A 17378-nucleotide genomic window follows, 5' to 3' on the forward strand; every position below is an offset into this window, starting at 1 on the left:
AAGTGAAAATCAGAAACCCTTGATAGTGTTTATAACTAACAAGTAAATAGAATTGACATAAAATATTGGGTAAGTTTGAGTACTTACCCGCCCATTACATGCTATTTAGGATAGCGAGCTTTACGCATTGTTCGCTCAACGAGGTGCTGAGACGTACTAAGCGCTTGCTTAACGGTCATTTGGCCAGTTAATGCTGCTGAAAATTGTTGCCCAACAGCTGTACCAATTCCTTGAAACTCAGGAATAGCAACAAACTGAATACCTACATAAGGCACCGGTTTAACGGTTGGATTTTTAGGATCTGCAGATTGAATAGAATCTAAGGTAATTTGCGCAAACGGTGCTGCGTCCATGTACTTTTGATTACTGTAAAGTGATTTACGTGTACCTGGCGGTACTTTTGCCCAACCTTTTTTGTCGGCTACAAGTTGAGTGTATTCTTTAGATGTTGCCCAGCTAATAAATTTCATTGCGGCATCTGGTTTTTTGCTGCTTGCCGGCACGGCTAAAGTCCAAGACCATAACCAGTTACCGCGTTTACCTAGACCGTTATCTGGCGCAAGGGCAAACCCGACTTTATCGGCAACTTCTGAGTCTTTTTTGTTAGTAACAAATGCGCCTGCAACGGTTGCATCAATCCAAATACCACATTTTCCGGTTTGGAATAGTGCAAGGTTTTCATTAAAACCGTTTGCAGATGAACCCGCAGGACCAGATTCTTTCATTACATCTACATAATACTGAAGGGTATTTTCCCACTCTGGGGTATTAAACTGTGGCTTCCAGTTTTCATCAAACCAACGCGCACCAAACGAATTAGCCATTGATGTAATAAGCGCAACGTTTTCGCCCCAACCTGCTTTACCACGTAGACAAAGGCCATAAACACCTTCTTTTTTATCTGTCATCGCTTTAGCAGCTTTGCGTATAAAGTCCCATGTTGGGGCTTTAGGCATAGTTAGCCCTGCTTTTTCAATTAAGTCTGTCCGGTACATAACCATTGAACTTTCACCATAAAATGGTGCAGCATAAAGTTTGTCGTTAATCGTTAAACCGCTTCGAATTGCTGGGATTAAATCATCTAAATCGTAGTTTTCACCTAAATTATTTAACTCTTTTAACCAATTTTGTTTGCCCCAAATTGGTACTTCATAAGTACCTATGGTCATAACATCGTATTGGCCACCTTTTGTTGCTACATCGGTAGTGACACGTTGGCGAAGAATGTTTTCCTCTAGAGTAACCCATTTTAGGTCTATATCCGGGTTTTGGCTGGTAAAGTTACTGCTTAATTCTTTCATGGTGATCATGTCACCATTGTTAACAGTCGCTATTGTAATTGTTTCTTTTGCCGCAGCGCCCATGCTTATAAAGCCACACGCGAGCATAATTAATTTATTTTTCATCGGGTATTCCCCATACACGTTATGTTTTAACAAGTGCTATTAAATTTTAATCTATTGCCAATTCTATTTATGGCAGTTTTAACGCATAAAACTGCCCGCAAAGTGCCTTTTTAGGTCCTTTGTTTAAATAGTTAGACTAGTTGGATAATGACTTAAAATTTAACAGATATTTCAGAAGTGAAGCCGTCAAATCCTTTACCGATTTGGCCGCCCGAATTAACACCTTCTTCTTGGTTAACATACTCAACTTTTAAAAGCGTTTTATCGTTAAACCAGTAACCTGCGGCTACTTGAATACGCTCTACTGTGTTGTCTGTTTGTTCAATTAAGTCGGAAGTGTTTTCGGCTTCTGCATAACGAGCCGCTACATATAGCTTTTTAGGGATTAGATATTGTTGTGCTTCAAACACGAAGTACTCAACCGATGAGTCACCTTCTATTACACTGTTTGAATCAAAAGTAGTGCCATTTTCATCAGCTATGCCGTTTGTACCAAAGTAGGTAATACCGGCAACTGCATTACCAGCGGCATCTGCAAATGTGTAATCATCAGATGATTTACCAACCATAAAGATTAGACTAGTTTCATCAGATGGTTGATAAGCTAAGTTAAGCTGGATGATTGATTGCTCAAGCCCTGGCATTGCGCCAACGTGAGTGTCACGCTCGTTTGAAGGTGACGCCGAGAAATTATAGTTTTCACCATCGCCAAAGCGATAGTTTGTTGTGGTTACACCATCAAGACTGGCTACGCCATTTTCAAAACGCAACTGGTCGCCTTGATTCGCTTTTAATAAGTTTAAGCCTGCTTTAAAGCCACCTTCAAATTCTAGAGTACCTTGAAGTCGGTAGTTATAACCTCTGTCTTCTTGAAACGCTTCACCAAAACTAGAAGTCGTAATGTGACCTGTAACATTATAAGCACGTACTACACCACTATCGAAAGTTTCGCTGTAACTTAGCTGTGCACCGTTTTCTGCGGTTGCGTAATCGGTAATACCATTACCAATAAGTGCATTACTTTGGTTATCTGCGCCGTCTTGAAAACCTTTAAATTGAAATGGTGAGCCACCAATGTTACCTAAACGCAGTGTTAAATTTGCGTTTTCTTTTGGTGTGCCATAAAGACCTAGTAAGTCAAATTCAACACCTGCAAAATCGTTGTGAAATGAAAAGTCACGATCTTCGCCACCAAAGTCATTAGGCTCTTCTGCAATATCTATATCGGCAGTGATGAACTCGTTAATATGAAATTTAAGCATTAGATTAGCTCTAATACGGCCAAATCCTGACTCTTGTTCTTCATCTTCTGGACGAAATGCGCCATCTTTAGCTTGAATTGACTGAAAGTTTTGCATTAGTAAAAAGTCTACGTCAACGCGATCTAAATATTCAGAAATATCAGCCTGTGCTGGAGCCGATGTAGCCATAGCTGCCGCTATGAGAGAAATTGCAAATTTAGTCTTTTTATTATTCAACATAATAAGCTCTTTATTTAGTGTGGTGTGTGATGCCAACTTTATTAAATTGCATATTCATTTAATGAAATTGGTATTAATTCAGTGTGTGTAGATGAGGCTGGCTGAGCAAAACATTAAATAGTTAATGAAATTGCATTTGTGAGCATAAGCTCATCTGGTGAGCATAATCACAGAATGAATTTAGAAGGTCAACGATTTTTTATTACAAAACGTTTACAAAAAATCGAATTTATATGTAAATATTTTTGAATCAATAAGTTAAGTAGCAAATTTGTTACATCAAATTTTGAGGAAATAAAGTGTAGGATTAAGGGATTTATCGTATATACGTCATTATTGTTCAATACAATTAATGAAAATATAAGTTAGTAGAAGATATGAAAGCAGGTAATCCTTTAAAAATAGGTTGTTGGGCAAACCTATAAACAGTTTATTTATTAGTGTTTTTTAAGTAACGTTCTTGAGCTTATGATGGGGTTAGCTTAGTATTAAAGCACTTAGATGTATTCAAAATAGAAGTAACCTACATATGGAATTTGTTCGCCCGCTAGAGCCCATCCTCATTATTGATGACGTTAAGGAAATTCGTGATTATCTAAACCAAATTTTAACTGACTTAGGGTTTGAAGATATATTAGAAAGCGCTGATTTTAGCTCTGCTAAACCTATTATGAACAATAAACCGCCAGGCGTAATATTTGTAGATGTAGATTTACCTGACTCTAACGGTGCAGATATATTGGAATACATTAATAGTGCTTATCCGCACACTCATGTTGTTATGTGCTCTGGCCACAATAGTCTCGAAAACGTACAAAACACGTGGGAAATGGGCGCTAAAGGCTTTATTGCAAAACCTTTCAACACAAAAAAAGTAGACACTGTAATGAAGCGTCTTGAAATAATAGAATAATAATAAGGTTAGCATGCATAGTACTGTTACTGCGATTATAGAAGATCTTTCGAGTGTTATATTTGGTAAACAACAACAAATAAAACTGGCACTTACATGCTTATTTAGCGAAGGGCATTTACTCATTGAAGATTTGCCAGGTATGGGAAAAACCACTCTTTCTCATGCATTGTCAGCTGTGTTAGGTTTATCGTATCAGCGTATTCAATTTACCAGTGATCTTCTGCCTGCTGATATTTTGGGTACTAATGTGTTTAACTCTACCGAGCACAGTTTTACGTTTCATAAAGGCCCTATTTTTAGCCAAGTTGTTTTAGCTGATGAAATAAACCGCGCAGGGCCCAAAACACAAAGTGCGTTGCTTGAGGCAATGGAAGAGCAACAAGTAACAGTTGATGGAAAAAAATATACGCTGCCAAATCCATTTTTTGTGATTGCAACACAAAACCCGCTTTACCAATCAGGTACTTACCCGTTACCTGAGTCGCAATTAGACCGTTTTTTAATGCGTATTAGCTTAGGTTTTCCACCTAAAGAAGCCGAAAAACGCTTAATTTTGAATATGCAAAAACGAGATTACAGCCAATTACCTAAGCGTATTAACCAACAAGAGTTAGCGGCAATTCAAACCCAGATAAGCCAAATTACTTTAAGTAGCCCGGTTATTGACTATATTATAGAACTTGTTAATTACACACGCACAAGCAACGCTTTTGCATCTTCGTTATCACCACGTGCCAGTATGGCTCTTGCTAAAGCGGCTAGGTCGTGGGCCTTTATTGATGGTCGTGATTTTGTAATGCCAGAAGATGTTCAAGCCGTATTTGCAAGTGTGTGTCAGCATCGTTTAGGTTTGCATAATGAGTCAGGTGAAGCGCAAGTAAACGATATTTTAAAAAACGTTTTAGTTCCGGTATAAACTTTTATGCCAAAAAAAACAGCTAAGCGCCCTTCCTTATTTAAGTCATTTAAGCGAAGTGTATTTAATAAGTTATTAAAAAATAAGCATTTAAAAAACTCAATTACACTTGAACACAGAACAATTTATGTATTGCCATCGTCCCTAGGTTGGTACTTTGTAATTGTGGCTATTTTAAACTTTGTAATGGGCATTAATTATCAAAATAATTTAATTTTAATAATGTCTTATCTTATGTTTGTGGTGATGATTATTGCTGTATTAATGGGCTACAGTAACGCTAAAGGCTTAACGGTTAAATTTAAAGATGCATTTAACAGTTACGCACCTCAAAAACCGAGTATTGTATTTGAATTACAAAGCCCTTCAGTAACCCAATCTATTAATTTAACATATCAAGGTAGTGAGCAAACTCACAAACATACCGACGAAGTTGATAGTAAGACTCAGTTACTTACACTCAACTTACCCTACAGCTCACGCGGTAAGTACTCAGTGCAACGTATTAAAATAGCGAGTAACTATCCCTTTGGTTTAATAACTGTTTGGAGCTACATTCAATTACAAGAAGATGTATTTGTATACCCGTCGCTTGAACAAGTACACAGTGATGCGCATGTTTCTGTGCTTGATGAGCAAGCCGATAAAGGTATTTCTACACAATCTGGTAGCGAAGAGTTTGAGTCGTTAATCCCACATTTACCAGAGATGGGCTTGCAAAGAGTGTCGTGGAAGCATTACGCAAAAACACAGCAGTTGTTAGTAAAAGAGTTTGTAGACTTTAAAACAGCGAATGCGCTCTTCGATTTTACGTTAATGAATGGGGATACAGAACAACGTTTAAGCCAGTTATGCTTTTTAGTGTGTGAAGCAACCGAAAAAAATACCCCTTTTATGTTAAAACTACCGAATAAAACAATAAATACAAATACCGGACAGCAACATAAGCAGCAGTGTTTAGCGTTATTGTGCTCATTTAATGGTGGTGAGTAATGGATATAATTAAAAACGAAAAAGTAATAAATTATTCGCTGTCTTTTATATATGCATGTTTAATTGTATTTTTTGTATCACATTTACCGCTTGTTTTTGTTGGTGTACTTACACTCATTTGTGCATGGAACTTTTACATAACGCTGAGTAATAAACCAAAGCCAAATGCTTGGCTGGCAAATATACTCGCAGGTGTGTCACTAGGTTTAATGCTCTACACAGTAGGCATGTCGGATACGGTTATTTTATTTGTGGCCATGCTGCTACTTGCTAGTTTATTTAAGCTGCTGCAGGCTAAAACCAAAAAACACTATCATGTAATTACAACGCTTACGTTTTTTTCACTCTCATCGGTGTATTTATTTAACCAAAGCATTTTAACGACTTTAACTGTAAGTGGTTTATACATATTAAACTTTGCAGTACTTGGCTTACTCGAATCCAAACATAATTTAAAAATAGCCTCTAAGCAAAGTGGTAAATTACTACTTTTAGCGCTTCCTTTAGCTGTATTTTTACTGCTTTTTTTACCAAAAATGCCCGCCTTTTGGCAGCTTCCTGGGCCTAAGCTTGCAAAAACTGGGCTTTCTGAACAAGTCGACCCTTTCGATATTGCAAAGCTTTCAAATTCTGACGAGCTTGTGTTTAGAGCTAAATTTAATGAAGAAAAACCTGTAGCGCCTTATTATTGGCGAGCAATAGTTCATGATGAGTTTAATGGCAATGCGTGGCTTACGTCTGACTTTTTAAAATATAATAATGTAAAAACAAATACCCAGAGCGAAAATGATGAGCAACTTATCGCAAGCTACTCAGTTATTACAGAGCCTGCTACACAAAAATGGCTCTATGGTTTAGCGTATTCCAGTAGTAACTCACAAAATGTTGAAGGTAATTCGCTAGGTTTATTGCGTAAAAAAAGTCGTCAAGCTAAAAACTTACAATACGATGTAAATAGCTTTAACTTCACAGCTTTACCGCTTGGCGAATTTGAAGAAAAACGCTACAAATACCTCGCTTATAAAAAGAATGTAAAAACATCATCACTTGCTAAAAACTTAAAGCAAAATACATACTCTGACCGCGATTTTTACAATAGCTTATTACAATACTTTGCAGGTACGGGATTTACTTATACGTTAACACCCACTCCTATGAGCGGTGATAATACAATTGATCAATTTTTATTTGAAAACCAACGTGGATTTTGTGGTCATTATGCAAGCGCCGCTGCGTATATTTTTAGAACCGCAGGTATACCCGCTCGATTAGTAAGTGGTTATTTAGGCGGTGAATTAAACCAAGATAATAATACGCTAACAGTTCGCCAGTACGACGCACATGCATGGGTAGAAGTATATTTACAAAACGAAGGTTGGGTTATTTTTGATGCAACCGCTGTTGTAGCACCGGAGCGTTTAAATGGCTCACTTTCGCAAAACGAAGAGCTGAATGATGAATTTAAAAGTAATCTTGATTTTGGTTTAGTGAGTTTAAGTAATTTCCCCGCTATTAATTGGTTAAGGTTGGAACTTGAAAATCTCGATTATCAATGGTCTAGCTGGGTACTTGGTTTTGATGAAGAAAAACAAAATGATTTTTTAAAATCAATTTTTGGTAGTAATAATATTTGGCTTTTACCATTAATAGTTTTATTAACAGCTGGTTTTTGTTTTGTAGGTTATTTTGTTTATTTAAACTTACCAAAACGTCCGGCTAAATTAGCGCCTATGGTTAAAGAGTTCTATGAAATAAAAGCATGGGCGAAAAAACAAAAAATAAATACACCCGATAATTTAACACCTAGTCAGCAGTTACATTTTTTTGCTGAGCAACTTCCTCGTTCTGCACAATCTATAAACACATTTAGCCAGTTATTTAGCCAAGTACGCTATGGTAAAAAACCTTTTACGAAAGAGCGTAAAACTCAGGCTAAAGATCTGATAAAATTAATTAAAATTTCCAAATAGAGAATACTATGAATGCTGTTGTTATAGGCGTTATTTTAATGCTCGGGCTATCTCTGGCTCGCGTTAACGTCATTGTTGCCATGATCATAAGTGCTTTAGTTGCTGGTTTAACAGCAGGCTTGGGTATAAAAGAAAGTGTTGATGCATTTAATTCTGGCCTTTCTGCCGGAGCTGAAATTGCACTAAGTTATGCCATGCTCGGTGCATTTGCCGTTGCTATTTCTAAGTCGGGTTTAACACGCATTCTCGCTGATAAGTTACTTGCTAAAGTAAATGCTAAAGGCAGTGGGAATGAAACATTTTTAAGTTACTTCATTTTATTAATTATTTTAGGTTGTGCGATTTCTTCGCAAAACTTAGTACCTGTACACATAGCGTTTATTCCTATTTTAATCCCGCCGTTACTCGTGGTTTTTAATCAGTTAAGACTAGACAGGCGTGCTATAGCGTGTATTTTAACATTTGGATTAGCAACCTCTTATATGGTGCTGCCTTATGGTTTTGGTGGTATTTACTTGTATTCTATTTTGCATAAAAATCTAGTCGATAACGGCTTAGACATTGTAAATACACAAGTCCCTATGGCGATGATTATTCCTGCATTAGGCATGTTTATAGGATTACTTATTGCGGTATTTATTACCTACAAAAAACGCCGCGAATACACCGAGCTCCCATTAACAACTCAGAGTAAATCGGCCGAGGTAGAAAACCCTAAAAAAGTAATGATTGTAGGGCTATGTGCGGTATTTGCCTCACTTGTTGCACAAAACCTAAGTGGCTCAATGATTTTAGGGGGTTTAGTAGGTGTAATGATATTTAGTGTATTTGGTGTAGTTAAGTGGGAAGAAAACGGCGACGTATTTAGTAAAGGCGTTGCGATGATGGCGATGATTGGTTTTATTATGATATCGGCACAAGGCTTTGCATCAGTTATGCAGGCCACTGGCGACGTAGCGAGCTTAGTACACAGCACAGCGGCACTTTTTGATGGTAATAAACCTTTGGCCGCCGGTGTTATTTTGTTAGTCGGGTTATTAATTACAATGGGAATTGGTAGCTCGTTTTCAACAGTGCCTATTATTGCAACTTTGTTTGTTCCTTTGTGTTTAGACCTCGGGTTTTCTGTTATGGCTACCGCTGCACTTGTTGGTACTGCGGGCGCTTTAGGTGATGCAGGCTCCCCTGCTTCAGACTCAACGCTTGGCCCAACATCAGGTTTAAATGCCGATGGCCAGCACGACCATATTAGAGACTCTGTTATTCCAACATTTATTCACTTTAACATTCCACTGCTGATATTTGGCTGGATTGCAGCAATGGTACTTTAAAAAGTATTTACGTAAGTGTAATTAAAAGCTGAAGATAACCAAAAAGGTATGTTAAAAGCATACCTTTTTGCTTCTAACAACTCTTATCCCTATCAATTTCTCCTCTATTTTGATTGGTTTATTAGTAAATATTAACTGAGGTGTTGAGATTACATTTAATAAATATTTAGTATGATGTGTTCTTTATGGTTTTTTATATAAGCACCAATTAAGGTGCTTATACAATGTTACTCTACCACGTCTTTAAAGCTCTAAATTACTCAAAACCATAAATCATTTTATCGCATACTACCGGTGTTGGTCTGTGATTATCATCGACTGCAACAAACGTAAAGCTACCACTAATGGCAGAGTGCTTATCATCTCTGTGCATAGTTTCTAATAGTATATCTACATCAACTTTTAAGCTGGTGTTACCTACATGGACTACTTTAGCAATTAACTCTGCAAAAGTACCTGCTGGTATCGCTTCTTTAAAATCAACTCTATCGGAAGATATGGTAACCAAAGGTTTACGACAAAAACGAGTAGCAGCTATAAATGCCACTTCATCCATCCACGCCAGTGCATCACCACCAAATAAAGTATTATGATGATTGGTACGCCCTGGAAACACAGTTTTAGTTACCGATGTGGTTGAGTCTTCAATACGCTGAGCAATTATTGCATCGCGATTTACTTCAGTCATAATCTCTACTTTTTGTTTGCTAATGTATCTTGCATTAGTAATGCAGGATCAAGGCGTTCGCCTTTCCAGTTAAAACGCCAATCTAGGTGAGGACCCGTTACACGCCCTGTTGCACCAATTTCAGCCACTTTGTTACCTTGCTTAATTTTGTCACCCACTTTTACATCAAGTTTACTTAAATGAATGTAAGTTGAGGTAATACCATGGCCATGATCAATAATTAATGTACCGCCTGAGTAGTATAAATCAGGTTCAGAAAATACCACGGTACCACTAATTGGCGCGTAAACAGGAGAACCTGTTTTATTAGCGATGTCTAAGCCAAAGTGCGGACGACGAGGCTCGCCATTAAAATAGCGCTGACTACCATAAACACCCGATATACGCCCTTCTGCAGGCTTTAACACAGGGTCTAAAAAGTACAGTAAATCAGAGTCTACTTCTCTCGCTTTACGAACAGCAACTGCTTCGCGGCTTATACGTGCACTGACTTCTTTTGCCGGTGAAACATACTTTTTAGCTACGCCAGTAATTTTATCAATTTCATATTCACGCTTAGTTATAGCTAGCGGCTGAGAATGCGATTTACCCGTGTTATCTACCCATTTTAAAGTATGAGTAGTATCAGCGTCACGCCCAAAACCAAATACAAAGTCACCATTTGGCGAAAGTTTTAAGCTTTTGCCATCTAAGCTTACTGAATTAGCGTTTTCTAGCTTTCCAGTAACTAAACCGCCTTGTGTTAAATGCCCTTTTAACTCAAGCGCCATAGCATTAAAGCTAGCAGAGGCAACAAGCGCTGTTGCTAAAAGTGTTTTAAACATAACTAATCGATCCTTTTCCAACACCTTCATAAGCAGTCACTTTCACTGCTTTTTCTGGATATTGAGCTTTAATTTGGCCAGCAACATGTTCAGCAATACATTCTACAGTGGTGTCTACTGGTAAAATGTCGCAACGAGATTCGCTAATCGCCATTTCAAAATAGCCTTGTGCCGATGTATAAGCAAAACATACATCACCCGCTTTGGCTGTTATGTGTTTTAAATCAGGTGCGTTAATTTGATCTTCACTGGTGGCTAAGTAAATATCTTCCCACTTTTGAGACCATTCTTTTTGCAAGCGCGGCATAGAGATGCCATCTAGGCTAATACCAATTTGAGAACGATGCCCATGAATAATACGTTGGCAATTACCGTCATGCTTTTTAAGGCCATGGCTGTAATGATAGTAAAAGCTTTGGCTGTGCTCAGGCTTAAGAGACAGCTCAATTTTTTCAATGTTATCTGGTAGCTTCGGTAAAATAGTCGCAATTAAAAATTCAGTAACCGATTTAACCGTTACTTCGTCTGCGTTAATCATGCAATAAGCTTGATGAGGAGCACTCATAGCTAAGTGGTTGTTTTCACCAAATGTACAGTCGAGTGTTTTATGCTCGTCAAATTCAGATACAGTGCCATTAAGCCCTGTAGGAATTGCTAAACGGTGATCAATACACTCATCTATAATGCCTTTAATTTGCTTTTTAACTAAACCAAAGTCTAAAACCATAGACTCTTCGTTAAGTTTACCGTGCAAAGTTAAATCAACAATCCAGCTCTCGCCAACGGCGCCGCGTTTGTTACATAAGTAAGAAAAATCAATCACAGTTAGTGAGTTAACAAAAAGGATCATAAACTTCCTTTAGACTGGTTATAAGACAGCGCTAATTATAATGATTTCTGATTGTAATTGCGCGGTTTTATAGTGCAAAAACCAATCGCACTGATTGATTGGTGATTTTATGTGCAATATTTTGATTTTTTAACTGCTCCGAGTTGTTTAGCGTACAAGTGTACGCTAAAGTACTTGGCAATTTCTAAGCGAAGATAAGTGTTATGGAACCTAAAAATAGCTATACAAAAGAAGATTTGATCCTGTGTGGTCAAGGTGAAATGTTTGGTGAAGGCAACTGCCGTTTACCAAGTGACAACATGTTAATGATGGACCGCATTACCTCTATTACTGCTGATGGCGGAATTCATGGTAAAGGCGAAATTGTTGCTGAGCTTGATATTGACCCTAGCCTGTGGTTTTTCGATTGCCATTTTAAAGGCGACCCAGTAATGCCAGGTTGTTTAGGATTAGATGCTATGTGGCAACTAGTTGGCTTTTACTTAGGTTGGTCTGGTGGCCCTGGTCTTGGTCGTGCGCTAGGTGTGGGTGAAGTTAAATTTACTGGCCAAATTTTACCAACTAATAAAAAAGTAACTTACCGTCTTGTAATGAAACGCGTAATTAAACGTAAATTGTTTATGGGCGTTGCCGATGGTACTGTAGAAGTAGATGGCCGAGTAATCTACGAAGCAAAAGATTTAAAAGTGGGCTTGTTCCAAGACACTAGTGCATTTTAATTTTTAAACGCACAAACAAAAAGGCCTCCAATGCGGAGGCCTTTTTGCTTAAATTCGATTATTGATTTTAGGTTTTGTACATGTTGCGGTTTTCAATCGCTTCACGCCAACCTCCTAACCACTCTGATTTTGGATCTACTTGTTGATAAGGGCATAGCTCTTTTGAGCGACCTGCTAAACCTGCTTTAAAACCTTGAGAATGAGCTCTTTCTAAACGATCTCTTTTCTGTCTCTTCATCGGTAATATCCTCACCTTTTTATTTATATATTGTGTAGCATTAGTGAAATCTACATTTAATGAATAGTTAATAAAAATGTAAAATTCAAATTGTAAAAGCAATTAAATTGTTTGACTTTAACTAAGCTGCTGATGCAAAAATGAATTAACATTTAAAAAAGTAAGTGGTCATACAACATTTAATTTGACCGGTTCGTAATAACAAATTGGCGATTTAATAATCGCTAAAAAGCACTTGTGTGCTTTAATTGTGACCGACTAATATTGACTAAGTTCCAAACAAAAATGTAATCGTGACACTTTTATTTCATTAATCTTAAATTAGTAGCCCGCCCCTAAATTTGAACTATTTTTAAACAATTTAAATTTATACTTGATTATTTAAAGTCGATCGGTCTAATATGAGTTCATGAACAAAAATACATCAATACCAATACGCCGTGGTCGCCCACCTAAAATAGCCAGAGAAAACGCCGATACAAAAGCGTTACTTATTCGCACGGGCCTAGAAACCCTAACTGAATTTGGTTTTAGCGCCACGGGGCTCGATACTATTTTAAAAAAAGCAGCTGTACCTAAAGGCTCTTTTTATCATTACTTTAAAAGTAAAGAAGCCTACGGTATTGCGTTAGTTGATGCATACGACAGTTATTTTATTGCCAAGCTTACCCATTACCTACAGCAAGAAGATGTTCCCCCACTTGAGCGAATCGTTAATTTTACTCAAAGCGCAATTAAAGGGATGAAAAAATACGATTACAAACGAGGCTGCTTAGTCGGTAACTTAAATCAAGAGCTTAACCATTTAAGTGAAGAGTTTACAACCAGATTAATGCAAAGCTACACCGCTTGGCAAAACCATGTAGAGGTTTGCTTAAATCAAGCTAAGCAACAAGGCACTATTGCAAGCCATGTAAATACAAAATTGATGAGTGAGTACTTTTGGATTGGTTGGGAAGGTGCTGTTATGCGCGCCAAGCTCACAAAATCAAATACTCCACTTACTTTGTATACAGAAATGTTTTTACGCGCATTATTAACCTAATGCGTTTTTATTTACCAATTAAAAGACGATCGGTCTAAAAGGATATCCCATGAGTAACCCAATTAAAGCCATTGTTATTAATAAAGAAGATAATAACTATAGCGCTTCATTATCAACTATCGAAAATAGTGATTTACCAAACGAAAACGTATCTATCGACGTGCTATACAGCACACTTAACTATAAAGATGGTTTAGCAATTACTGGCAAAGGCCCCGTTGTACGCAGTTTTCCTATGGTGCCAGGTATTGATTTAGTGGGTACGGTTACAAATTCCACCAGCGATGAATTTAAAAACGGCGATAACGTAATATTAAATGGCTTTGGTGTAGGTGAAAAACATTGGGGCGGGCTTGCTCAAAAAGCAGCACTTAATAGCGATTGGTTAATCCCCTTACCTACTGGTATTTCACCAAAGCAAGCGATGCAAATAGGTACAGCCGGTTATACCGCCATACTAAGTGTTATAGCGCTTCAAAAACAAGGTATTACGCCTGAATCTGGCGAAATACTGGTAACAGGTGCCAATGGTGGCGTAGGTAGCTTTGCTATTTATTTACTAAACCAACTTGGGTTCAACGTAACAGCGGCAACTGGTCGATTAGATCAAAGTGAGTATTTAAAAGAGTTAGGCGCTTCACAAATAATTGACCGAAATGAGTTTTCAAACCCGGGCAAGCCTTTGCAAAAAGAGCGTTTTGCAGCGGCAATAGATTCGGTAGGTAGCCATACACTTGCAAATATTTGTGCATCATTAAAATATGGTGGTGTAGTAACCGCCTGCGGACTTGCACAAGGTATGGATTTACCAGCATCGGTGGCACCCTTTATATTACGTGGTGTATCTCTTATAGGAATTGATAGCGTAATGCGCCCTAAAGCCGACAGAATTGAAGCATGGGATCGTTTAGCTAAATTAGTAAGCGCCGATTATTTAGATAAAATCTCGACAGAAATATCACTTGAACACGTAATTGATAACGCAGAGCAACTTATGGAAGGTAAAATTCGTGGTCGTGTTGTAGTTAATTGCCAAAGTTAATTAAATAATAATTAGCCACATAGTAATATGTGGCTTAAACGTTTAACTAGGCACCGAATGCAGCTAATTTTTCAGCTAATTCTGTTTTAGTAATCAAACCCATTTCTTCTTGCTTTTTAAGCTTGCGAATGTTGTCAAAGTTATCTAATTTTAAACGTGCTTTAGCTAACTTTTCTTCCATTTCTTCTTTAGATAAAACATCAAGTTTTACTGCTTTTTCTAACTTCTCTTTTTCTTGATCATATTCTTTTTGAAAAATTGCTTTTTCTTGAATTATAATTTGATCTTTTATTTTCTTTTCGATTTCAATGGCTTCATCTTCAAGCTCAATCTTTTTCTCTAAAAGAGGTTCTATTCTTGATAAAGGCTCTTGTAAAGCAACCTCAACATTTTCACCTTGGTTAGCTAAAAGGTTCTCAACATATTTTTTACCAATATCTTTGTAACCAATATTAAGCTGACCTTCGATTGAAGTGATTTCTGAACGAATCGATGAAAGTTTTGCGTTTTCTTTTGCTGAAGTAGCAATATCACTACTTAGTTTTGATGTAGAGTCACTAATATTTGAGCCAATAGTGCTTGCTTGAGTTTTGATCTTATTAAAAAGTCCCATTTCGTAATATTCCTTAATCTTTAATACTATAAATTGGCATCTTGCCGTATTTTATAAAGCTTTTTAATATTACCGATTATTTAAACACGTGTAAATTTTATCTTTCAATTCATTGTATGTGTAGATTTTAGAGTATCAAAACTTATAGATAAAACTTATAATGCAATTTGTATTTTAATAATGAGGCAACACCTATGAGCAACCAAGAACTTTTCAGTAATAACCCACTGCAAGGCGTAAAATTAGAACAAGTGGTTGAAGAGCTGGTTGAACAATACGGGTGGGAACTCCTACACGCTTATTTACAACTTAACTGCTTTAAAAATAATCCTGATGTTAAGTCTGCGGTTAAATTTTTACGTAAAACACAATGGGCACAAGAAAAAGTAGATAACTTTTACCTTTACCGCCTTAAAAACTTACCTAAGCCTGATGATGTTCAATACGAACTACCACCACGAGATCGTGTGATCCCAGCTGATCATAAACCGGGGGAGCCGTGTGAGCTTAGTTTTGTTGATGCTAAGCGTATTGTAGAGAAAAAAGAATCTAAGCAACGTGCTCGCGATCGTAAGCAGCGTTCTAATTCAAGTAACCCTTGGGGTAACTAAAAACATACTAATTTAAGGTCGAAGAGCTATTTATAAATAGTTCTTCGACTATTTTCTCATTAACTTCAATTATATCCGCGTTACATAGCCAATAAATAACAATTAGTACCCTCGGTTTTTCCAAAAATCTGTTTCGGTGCGCTCTGCCTCTAATGCCACATTAAAAGTTTTATCAGCAATGATTTTTCCATTTAGTTCAATCGTCATTCGCCAATCACCCAATTTATTTTCTATTGGCAGCCAAAGTGTATCGCCTAAATAAAAGTTCCAATCACTGTTTTTAACGTATACATCGCCTTCAAAAGGGTCCATCACATCACCGTTACTACCTGGAATATCAGGATGGTAAATACAATAATGAAGCTTTTCGCCTTTACCTTTTTTGATATTTACGATTAAGCCAAACTCAATATCTACCTCAGCTATTACATTTGTTGTAAATTGCTCTATTTGTGGCAACGCTTTACTTTCACTATCCCACTTAGAGTAAATACCGTGACTTTGTAACGTCACTACAGGTTTTGTTTTAGCCATTAAGGTAGCCTTTTATGTTAGCTATTTTGGCATTAGTTTAACTTTTTGAAATTTTAAAATAAAACACAATCTCATAAAGTTAAATCTCAACTTAGCTTTAATACTCCGCCTATTTACATAATTGCTAATTTGTCATCATTGTTTACACACTATTTGCACAATTGTTGATTATTGTTTGAGTAACTTAATTGATCAGGTAGGCAGCAATGAAACAATACGCACTTAATAATAAAAATCGAAATAGGATAAATGCTTTAAAGCTCACTTCTCTTGCTTTAATTGTTTCATCGTTAGTTGCATGTGGTGGTGGAGAAGGCATAGCTGATAGCTCAGCAACTACAGAAAGCTCATCACAAACCACCACAGATAATGGCACAGGTATCAGCAGTTCAACCCAAAGTGTACTTTGTGAATATAACGAGTCAGAGTCAGTACAAGCCACCAGCGCTGCAGATTGGTCATGCACAGGAACTACACGCGACTTAGCAGCTAATGGCATACCCGATCACGAAGTAGGTACATTCCCTAATGCTGATAACCCAAATACTATTTCTGAACAATCAGTAAATGAAAGCTACACACTTGAGCCTATAGAAACAACACAAGCAACTATGCTTGGTGGTCCTCGTGGAATGATAGGCGTTGTACTTAACGGCATTAAAATAGACGCAGGCACAGGCGGGAGTTGCGATGATTCGGGCACCGATTGCGATTTGGGCGACAACAGCGGCAACTGGAACATCGAAGCTCTAAGCCAAGACACGTTTAGTTTTGGAACAGACGACAACAACGCACACGTACAACCCGATGGTACATATCATTACCATGGTATGCCTGAAGGCTTTGTAGCACTGCGAGGTGGTAATAGCACCACTATGACTTTAATAGGCTGGGCAGCAGACGGCTTTCCTATTTATGCACGTTACGGCTATTCGGATTCAAGTGATGCAACTTCAGCCCTAACTGCAATGACCGGTAGCTACCAACACGTAACAACCGTTAGCGCAAACCGCCCTTCTACCGATATATATCCCTTAGGTACATTTGCACAAGATTGGGAATACGTAGCAGGCTCTGGTGATTTAGATGAATGTAATGGCCGCGTTGGCGTAACACCTGAGTTTCCCGATGGGATATACCACTATTACGCAACAGACACTTACCCGTTTTTTCAACGCTGCGTTAAAGGCGAAGTTTAGTT

Annotated in this window: 18 protein-coding genes; 10 read left to right on the forward strand and 8 right to left on the reverse strand. The window is 37.6% G+C overall.

All coding sequences use genetic code 11. The features are described from left to right. Nucleotides 1-101 precede the first annotated feature (101 nt). On the reverse strand, nucleotides 102-1406 hold the full coding sequence (locus tag I6F43_RS18730; RefSeq protein WP_197103549.1) for an ABC transporter substrate-binding protein: 1305 nt from the start codon (nucleotides 1404-1406) through the stop codon (nucleotides 102-104). A gap of 152 nt (nucleotides 1407-1558) precedes the next feature. Next, nucleotides 1559-2887 carry a hypothetical protein gene (locus I6F43_RS18735; RefSeq protein WP_007377151.1) on the reverse strand — a complete coding sequence of 443 codons (1329 nt, stop codon included), beginning with the start codon at nucleotides 2885-2887 and terminating at the stop codon, nucleotides 1559-1561. Between the two features lie 529 nt (nucleotides 2888-3416). Between I6F43_RS18735 and I6F43_RS18740 the strand changes: the two genes are divergently transcribed. The 5 genes from I6F43_RS18740 to I6F43_RS18760 are packed head-to-tail and all read left to right on the forward strand — an operon-like array spanning nucleotide 3417 to nucleotide 9013. Further along, complete coding sequence (locus I6F43_RS18740) at nucleotides 3417-3800, forward strand: response regulator (protein ID WP_007582739.1); 384 nt, start codon at nucleotides 3417-3419, stop codon at nucleotides 3798-3800. Nucleotides 3801-3813: 13 nt separating this feature from the next. Then, nucleotides 3814-4719: an AAA family ATPase gene (locus I6F43_RS18745; protein WP_002960884.1), complete on the forward strand. Its 906-nt coding sequence runs from the start codon at nucleotides 3814-3816 to the stop codon at nucleotides 4717-4719. Between the two features lie 6 nt (nucleotides 4720-4725). Then, nucleotides 4726-5712, forward strand: coding sequence for a DUF58 domain-containing protein (locus tag I6F43_RS18750; RefSeq protein WP_197103551.1), 987 nt, complete (start codon nucleotides 4726-4728; stop codon nucleotides 5710-5712). Further along, nucleotides 5712-7682 carry a transglutaminase family protein gene (locus tag I6F43_RS18755; RefSeq protein ID WP_197103553.1) on the forward strand — a complete coding sequence of 657 codons (1971 nt, stop codon included), beginning with the start codon at nucleotides 5712-5714 and terminating at the stop codon, nucleotides 7680-7682. The genes I6F43_RS18750 and I6F43_RS18755 overlap by 1 nt, the downstream gene beginning before the upstream one ends. Before the next feature lie 8 nt (nucleotides 7683-7690). Continuing rightward, the gene (locus I6F43_RS18760) at nucleotides 7691-9013 is read left to right on the forward strand and encodes a Na+/H+ antiporter family protein (RefSeq protein WP_197103556.1); all 1323 of its coding nucleotides are present in this window, start codon (nucleotides 7691-7693) and stop codon (nucleotides 9011-9013) included. Nucleotides 9014-9269: 256 nt separating this feature from the next. Here the strand turns inward: I6F43_RS18760 and I6F43_RS18765 are convergent, their stop codons facing one another. Genes I6F43_RS18765 through I6F43_RS18775 form a run of 3 tightly spaced genes read right to left on the reverse strand, consistent with a single transcriptional unit; the run spans nucleotide 9270 to nucleotide 11375 of the window. Beyond that, the gene (locus I6F43_RS18765) at nucleotides 9270-9701 is read right to left on the reverse strand and encodes an acyl-CoA thioesterase (RefSeq protein ID WP_024606895.1); all 432 of its coding nucleotides are present in this window, start codon (nucleotides 9699-9701) and stop codon (nucleotides 9270-9272) included. A 5-nt stretch (nucleotides 9702-9706) separates the two neighbouring features. Beyond that, nucleotides 9707-10525, reverse strand: coding sequence for a M23 family metallopeptidase (locus I6F43_RS18770; RefSeq protein WP_197103558.1), 819 nt, complete (start codon nucleotides 10523-10525; stop codon nucleotides 9707-9709). Further along, nucleotides 10518-11375: a 6-carboxytetrahydropterin synthase gene (locus I6F43_RS18775; protein ID WP_197103560.1), complete on the reverse strand. Its 858-nt coding sequence runs from the start codon at nucleotides 11373-11375 to the stop codon at nucleotides 10518-10520. The genes I6F43_RS18770 and I6F43_RS18775 overlap by 8 nt, the downstream gene beginning before the upstream one ends. A 203-nt stretch (nucleotides 11376-11578) precedes the next feature. Between I6F43_RS18775 and fabA the strand changes: the two genes are divergently transcribed. Beyond that, nucleotides 11579-12094 carry a bifunctional 3-hydroxydecanoyl-ACP dehydratase/trans-2-decenoyl-ACP isomerase gene (gene fabA, locus I6F43_RS18780; RefSeq protein WP_007582756.1) on the forward strand — a complete coding sequence of 172 codons (516 nt, stop codon included), beginning with the start codon at nucleotides 11579-11581 and terminating at the stop codon, nucleotides 12092-12094. 67 nt (nucleotides 12095-12161) lie between these two features. Here fabA and rmf read toward each other — a convergent pair whose 3' ends face one another. Then, the gene (gene rmf, locus I6F43_RS18785; protein WP_002960897.1) at nucleotides 12162-12332 is read right to left on the reverse strand and encodes a ribosome modulation factor; all 171 of its coding nucleotides are present in this window, start codon (nucleotides 12330-12332) and stop codon (nucleotides 12162-12164) included. Between the two features lie 409 nt (nucleotides 12333-12741). Here rmf and acuR point away from each other — a divergent pair, with 409 nt between their 5' ends. Together acuR and acuI are read left to right on the forward strand one after the other, a co-directional pair. Next, nucleotides 12742-13377, forward strand: coding sequence for an acrylate utilization transcriptional regulator AcuR (acuR, locus tag I6F43_RS18790; protein ID WP_197103562.1), 636 nt, complete (start codon nucleotides 12742-12744; stop codon nucleotides 13375-13377). Nucleotides 13378-13426: 49 nt separating this feature from the next. Beyond that, nucleotides 13427-14419 (forward strand): acrylyl-CoA reductase (NADPH), encoded by a 993-nt coding sequence (acuI, locus tag I6F43_RS18795; protein ID WP_197103564.1) that lies wholly within the window; start codon nucleotides 13427-13429, stop codon nucleotides 14417-14419. A gap of 46 nt (nucleotides 14420-14465) precedes the next feature. Here the strand turns inward: acuI and I6F43_RS18800 are convergent, their stop codons facing one another. After that, entirely contained in the window at nucleotides 14466-15032 is a 567-nt protein-coding gene (locus I6F43_RS18800; protein ID WP_007582760.1) for a hypothetical protein, read from the reverse strand. Nucleotides 15033-15226: 194 nt separating this feature from the next. Here I6F43_RS18800 and I6F43_RS18805 point away from each other — a divergent pair, with 194 nt between their 5' ends. Then, on the forward strand, nucleotides 15227-15643 hold the full coding sequence (locus tag I6F43_RS18805) for a VF530 family DNA-binding protein (protein WP_007582761.1): 417 nt from the start codon (nucleotides 15227-15229) through the stop codon (nucleotides 15641-15643). Between the two features lie 102 nt (nucleotides 15644-15745). On the opposite strand, the gene I6F43_RS18810 is transcribed toward I6F43_RS18805, so the two are convergent. Then, nucleotides 15746-16177 (reverse strand): DUF3859 domain-containing protein, encoded by a 432-nt coding sequence (locus tag I6F43_RS18810; protein ID WP_007582762.1) that lies wholly within the window; start codon nucleotides 16175-16177, stop codon nucleotides 15746-15748. 206 nt (nucleotides 16178-16383) lie between these two features. Here I6F43_RS18810 and I6F43_RS18815 point away from each other — a divergent pair, with 206 nt between their 5' ends. Beyond that, a complete protein-coding gene (locus tag I6F43_RS18815) occupies nucleotides 16384-17376 on the forward strand; it encodes a YHYH protein (protein ID WP_197103566.1) in 993 nt (330 codons plus the stop codon). Nucleotides 17377-17378 lie beyond the last annotated feature (2 nt).

Source organism: Pseudoalteromonas sp. NZS71_1 (assembly GCF_015864305.1).
GTDB classification, from domain to species: Bacteria; Pseudomonadota; Gammaproteobacteria; order Enterobacterales; family Alteromonadaceae; genus Pseudoalteromonas; species Pseudoalteromonas arctica.

Coding starts and splice junctions, on each gene's coding strand:
- I6F43_RS18735 (WP_007377151.1), bottom strand. CDS start 2,887: ATGTTGAATAATAAAAAGACTAAATTTGCAATTTCTCTCATAGCGGCA.
- acuR (WP_197103562.1), top strand. CDS start 12,742: ATGAACAAAAATACATCAATACCAATACGCCGTGGTCGCCCACCTAAA.
- rmf (WP_002960897.1), bottom strand. CDS start 12,332: ATGAAGAGACAGAAAAGAGATCGTTTAGAAAGAGCTCATTCTCAAGGT.
- I6F43_RS18730 (WP_197103549.1), bottom strand. CDS start 1,406: ATGAAAAATAAATTAATTATGCTCGCGTGTGGCTTTATAAGCATGGGC.
- fabA (WP_007582756.1), top strand. CDS start 11,579: ATGGAACCTAAAAATAGCTATACAAAAGAAGATTTGATCCTGTGTGGT.
- I6F43_RS18740 (WP_007582739.1), top strand. CDS start 3,417: ATGGAATTTGTTCGCCCGCTAGAGCCCATCCTCATTATTGATGACGTT.
- I6F43_RS18745 (WP_002960884.1), top strand. CDS start 3,814: ATGCATAGTACTGTTACTGCGATTATAGAAGATCTTTCGAGTGTTATA.
- I6F43_RS18760 (WP_197103556.1), top strand. CDS start 7,691: ATGAATGCTGTTGTTATAGGCGTTATTTTAATGCTCGGGCTATCTCTG.
- acuI (WP_197103564.1), top strand. CDS start 13,427: ATGAGTAACCCAATTAAAGCCATTGTTATTAATAAAGAAGATAATAAC.
- I6F43_RS18765 (WP_024606895.1), bottom strand. CDS start 9,701: ATGACTGAAGTAAATCGCGATGCAATAATTGCTCAGCGTATTGAAGAC.
- I6F43_RS18815 (WP_197103566.1), top strand. CDS start 16,384: ATGAAACAATACGCACTTAATAATAAAAATCGAAATAGGATAAATGCT.
- I6F43_RS18775 (WP_197103560.1), bottom strand. CDS start 11,375: ATGATCCTTTTTGTTAACTCACTAACTGTGATTGATTTTTCTTACTTA.
- I6F43_RS18810 (WP_007582762.1), bottom strand. CDS start 16,177: ATGGCTAAAACAAAACCTGTAGTGACGTTACAAAGTCACGGTATTTAC.
- I6F43_RS18750 (WP_197103551.1), top strand. CDS start 4,726: ATGCCAAAAAAAACAGCTAAGCGCCCTTCCTTATTTAAGTCATTTAAG.
- I6F43_RS18800 (WP_007582760.1), bottom strand. CDS start 15,032: ATGGGACTTTTTAATAAGATCAAAACTCAAGCAAGCACTATTGGCTCA.
- I6F43_RS18805 (WP_007582761.1), top strand. CDS start 15,227: ATGAGCAACCAAGAACTTTTCAGTAATAACCCACTGCAAGGCGTAAAA.
- I6F43_RS18755 (WP_197103553.1), top strand. CDS start 5,712: ATGGATATAATTAAAAACGAAAAAGTAATAAATTATTCGCTGTCTTTT.
- I6F43_RS18770 (WP_197103558.1), bottom strand. CDS start 10,525: ATGTTTAAAACACTTTTAGCAACAGCGCTTGTTGCCTCTGCTAGCTTT.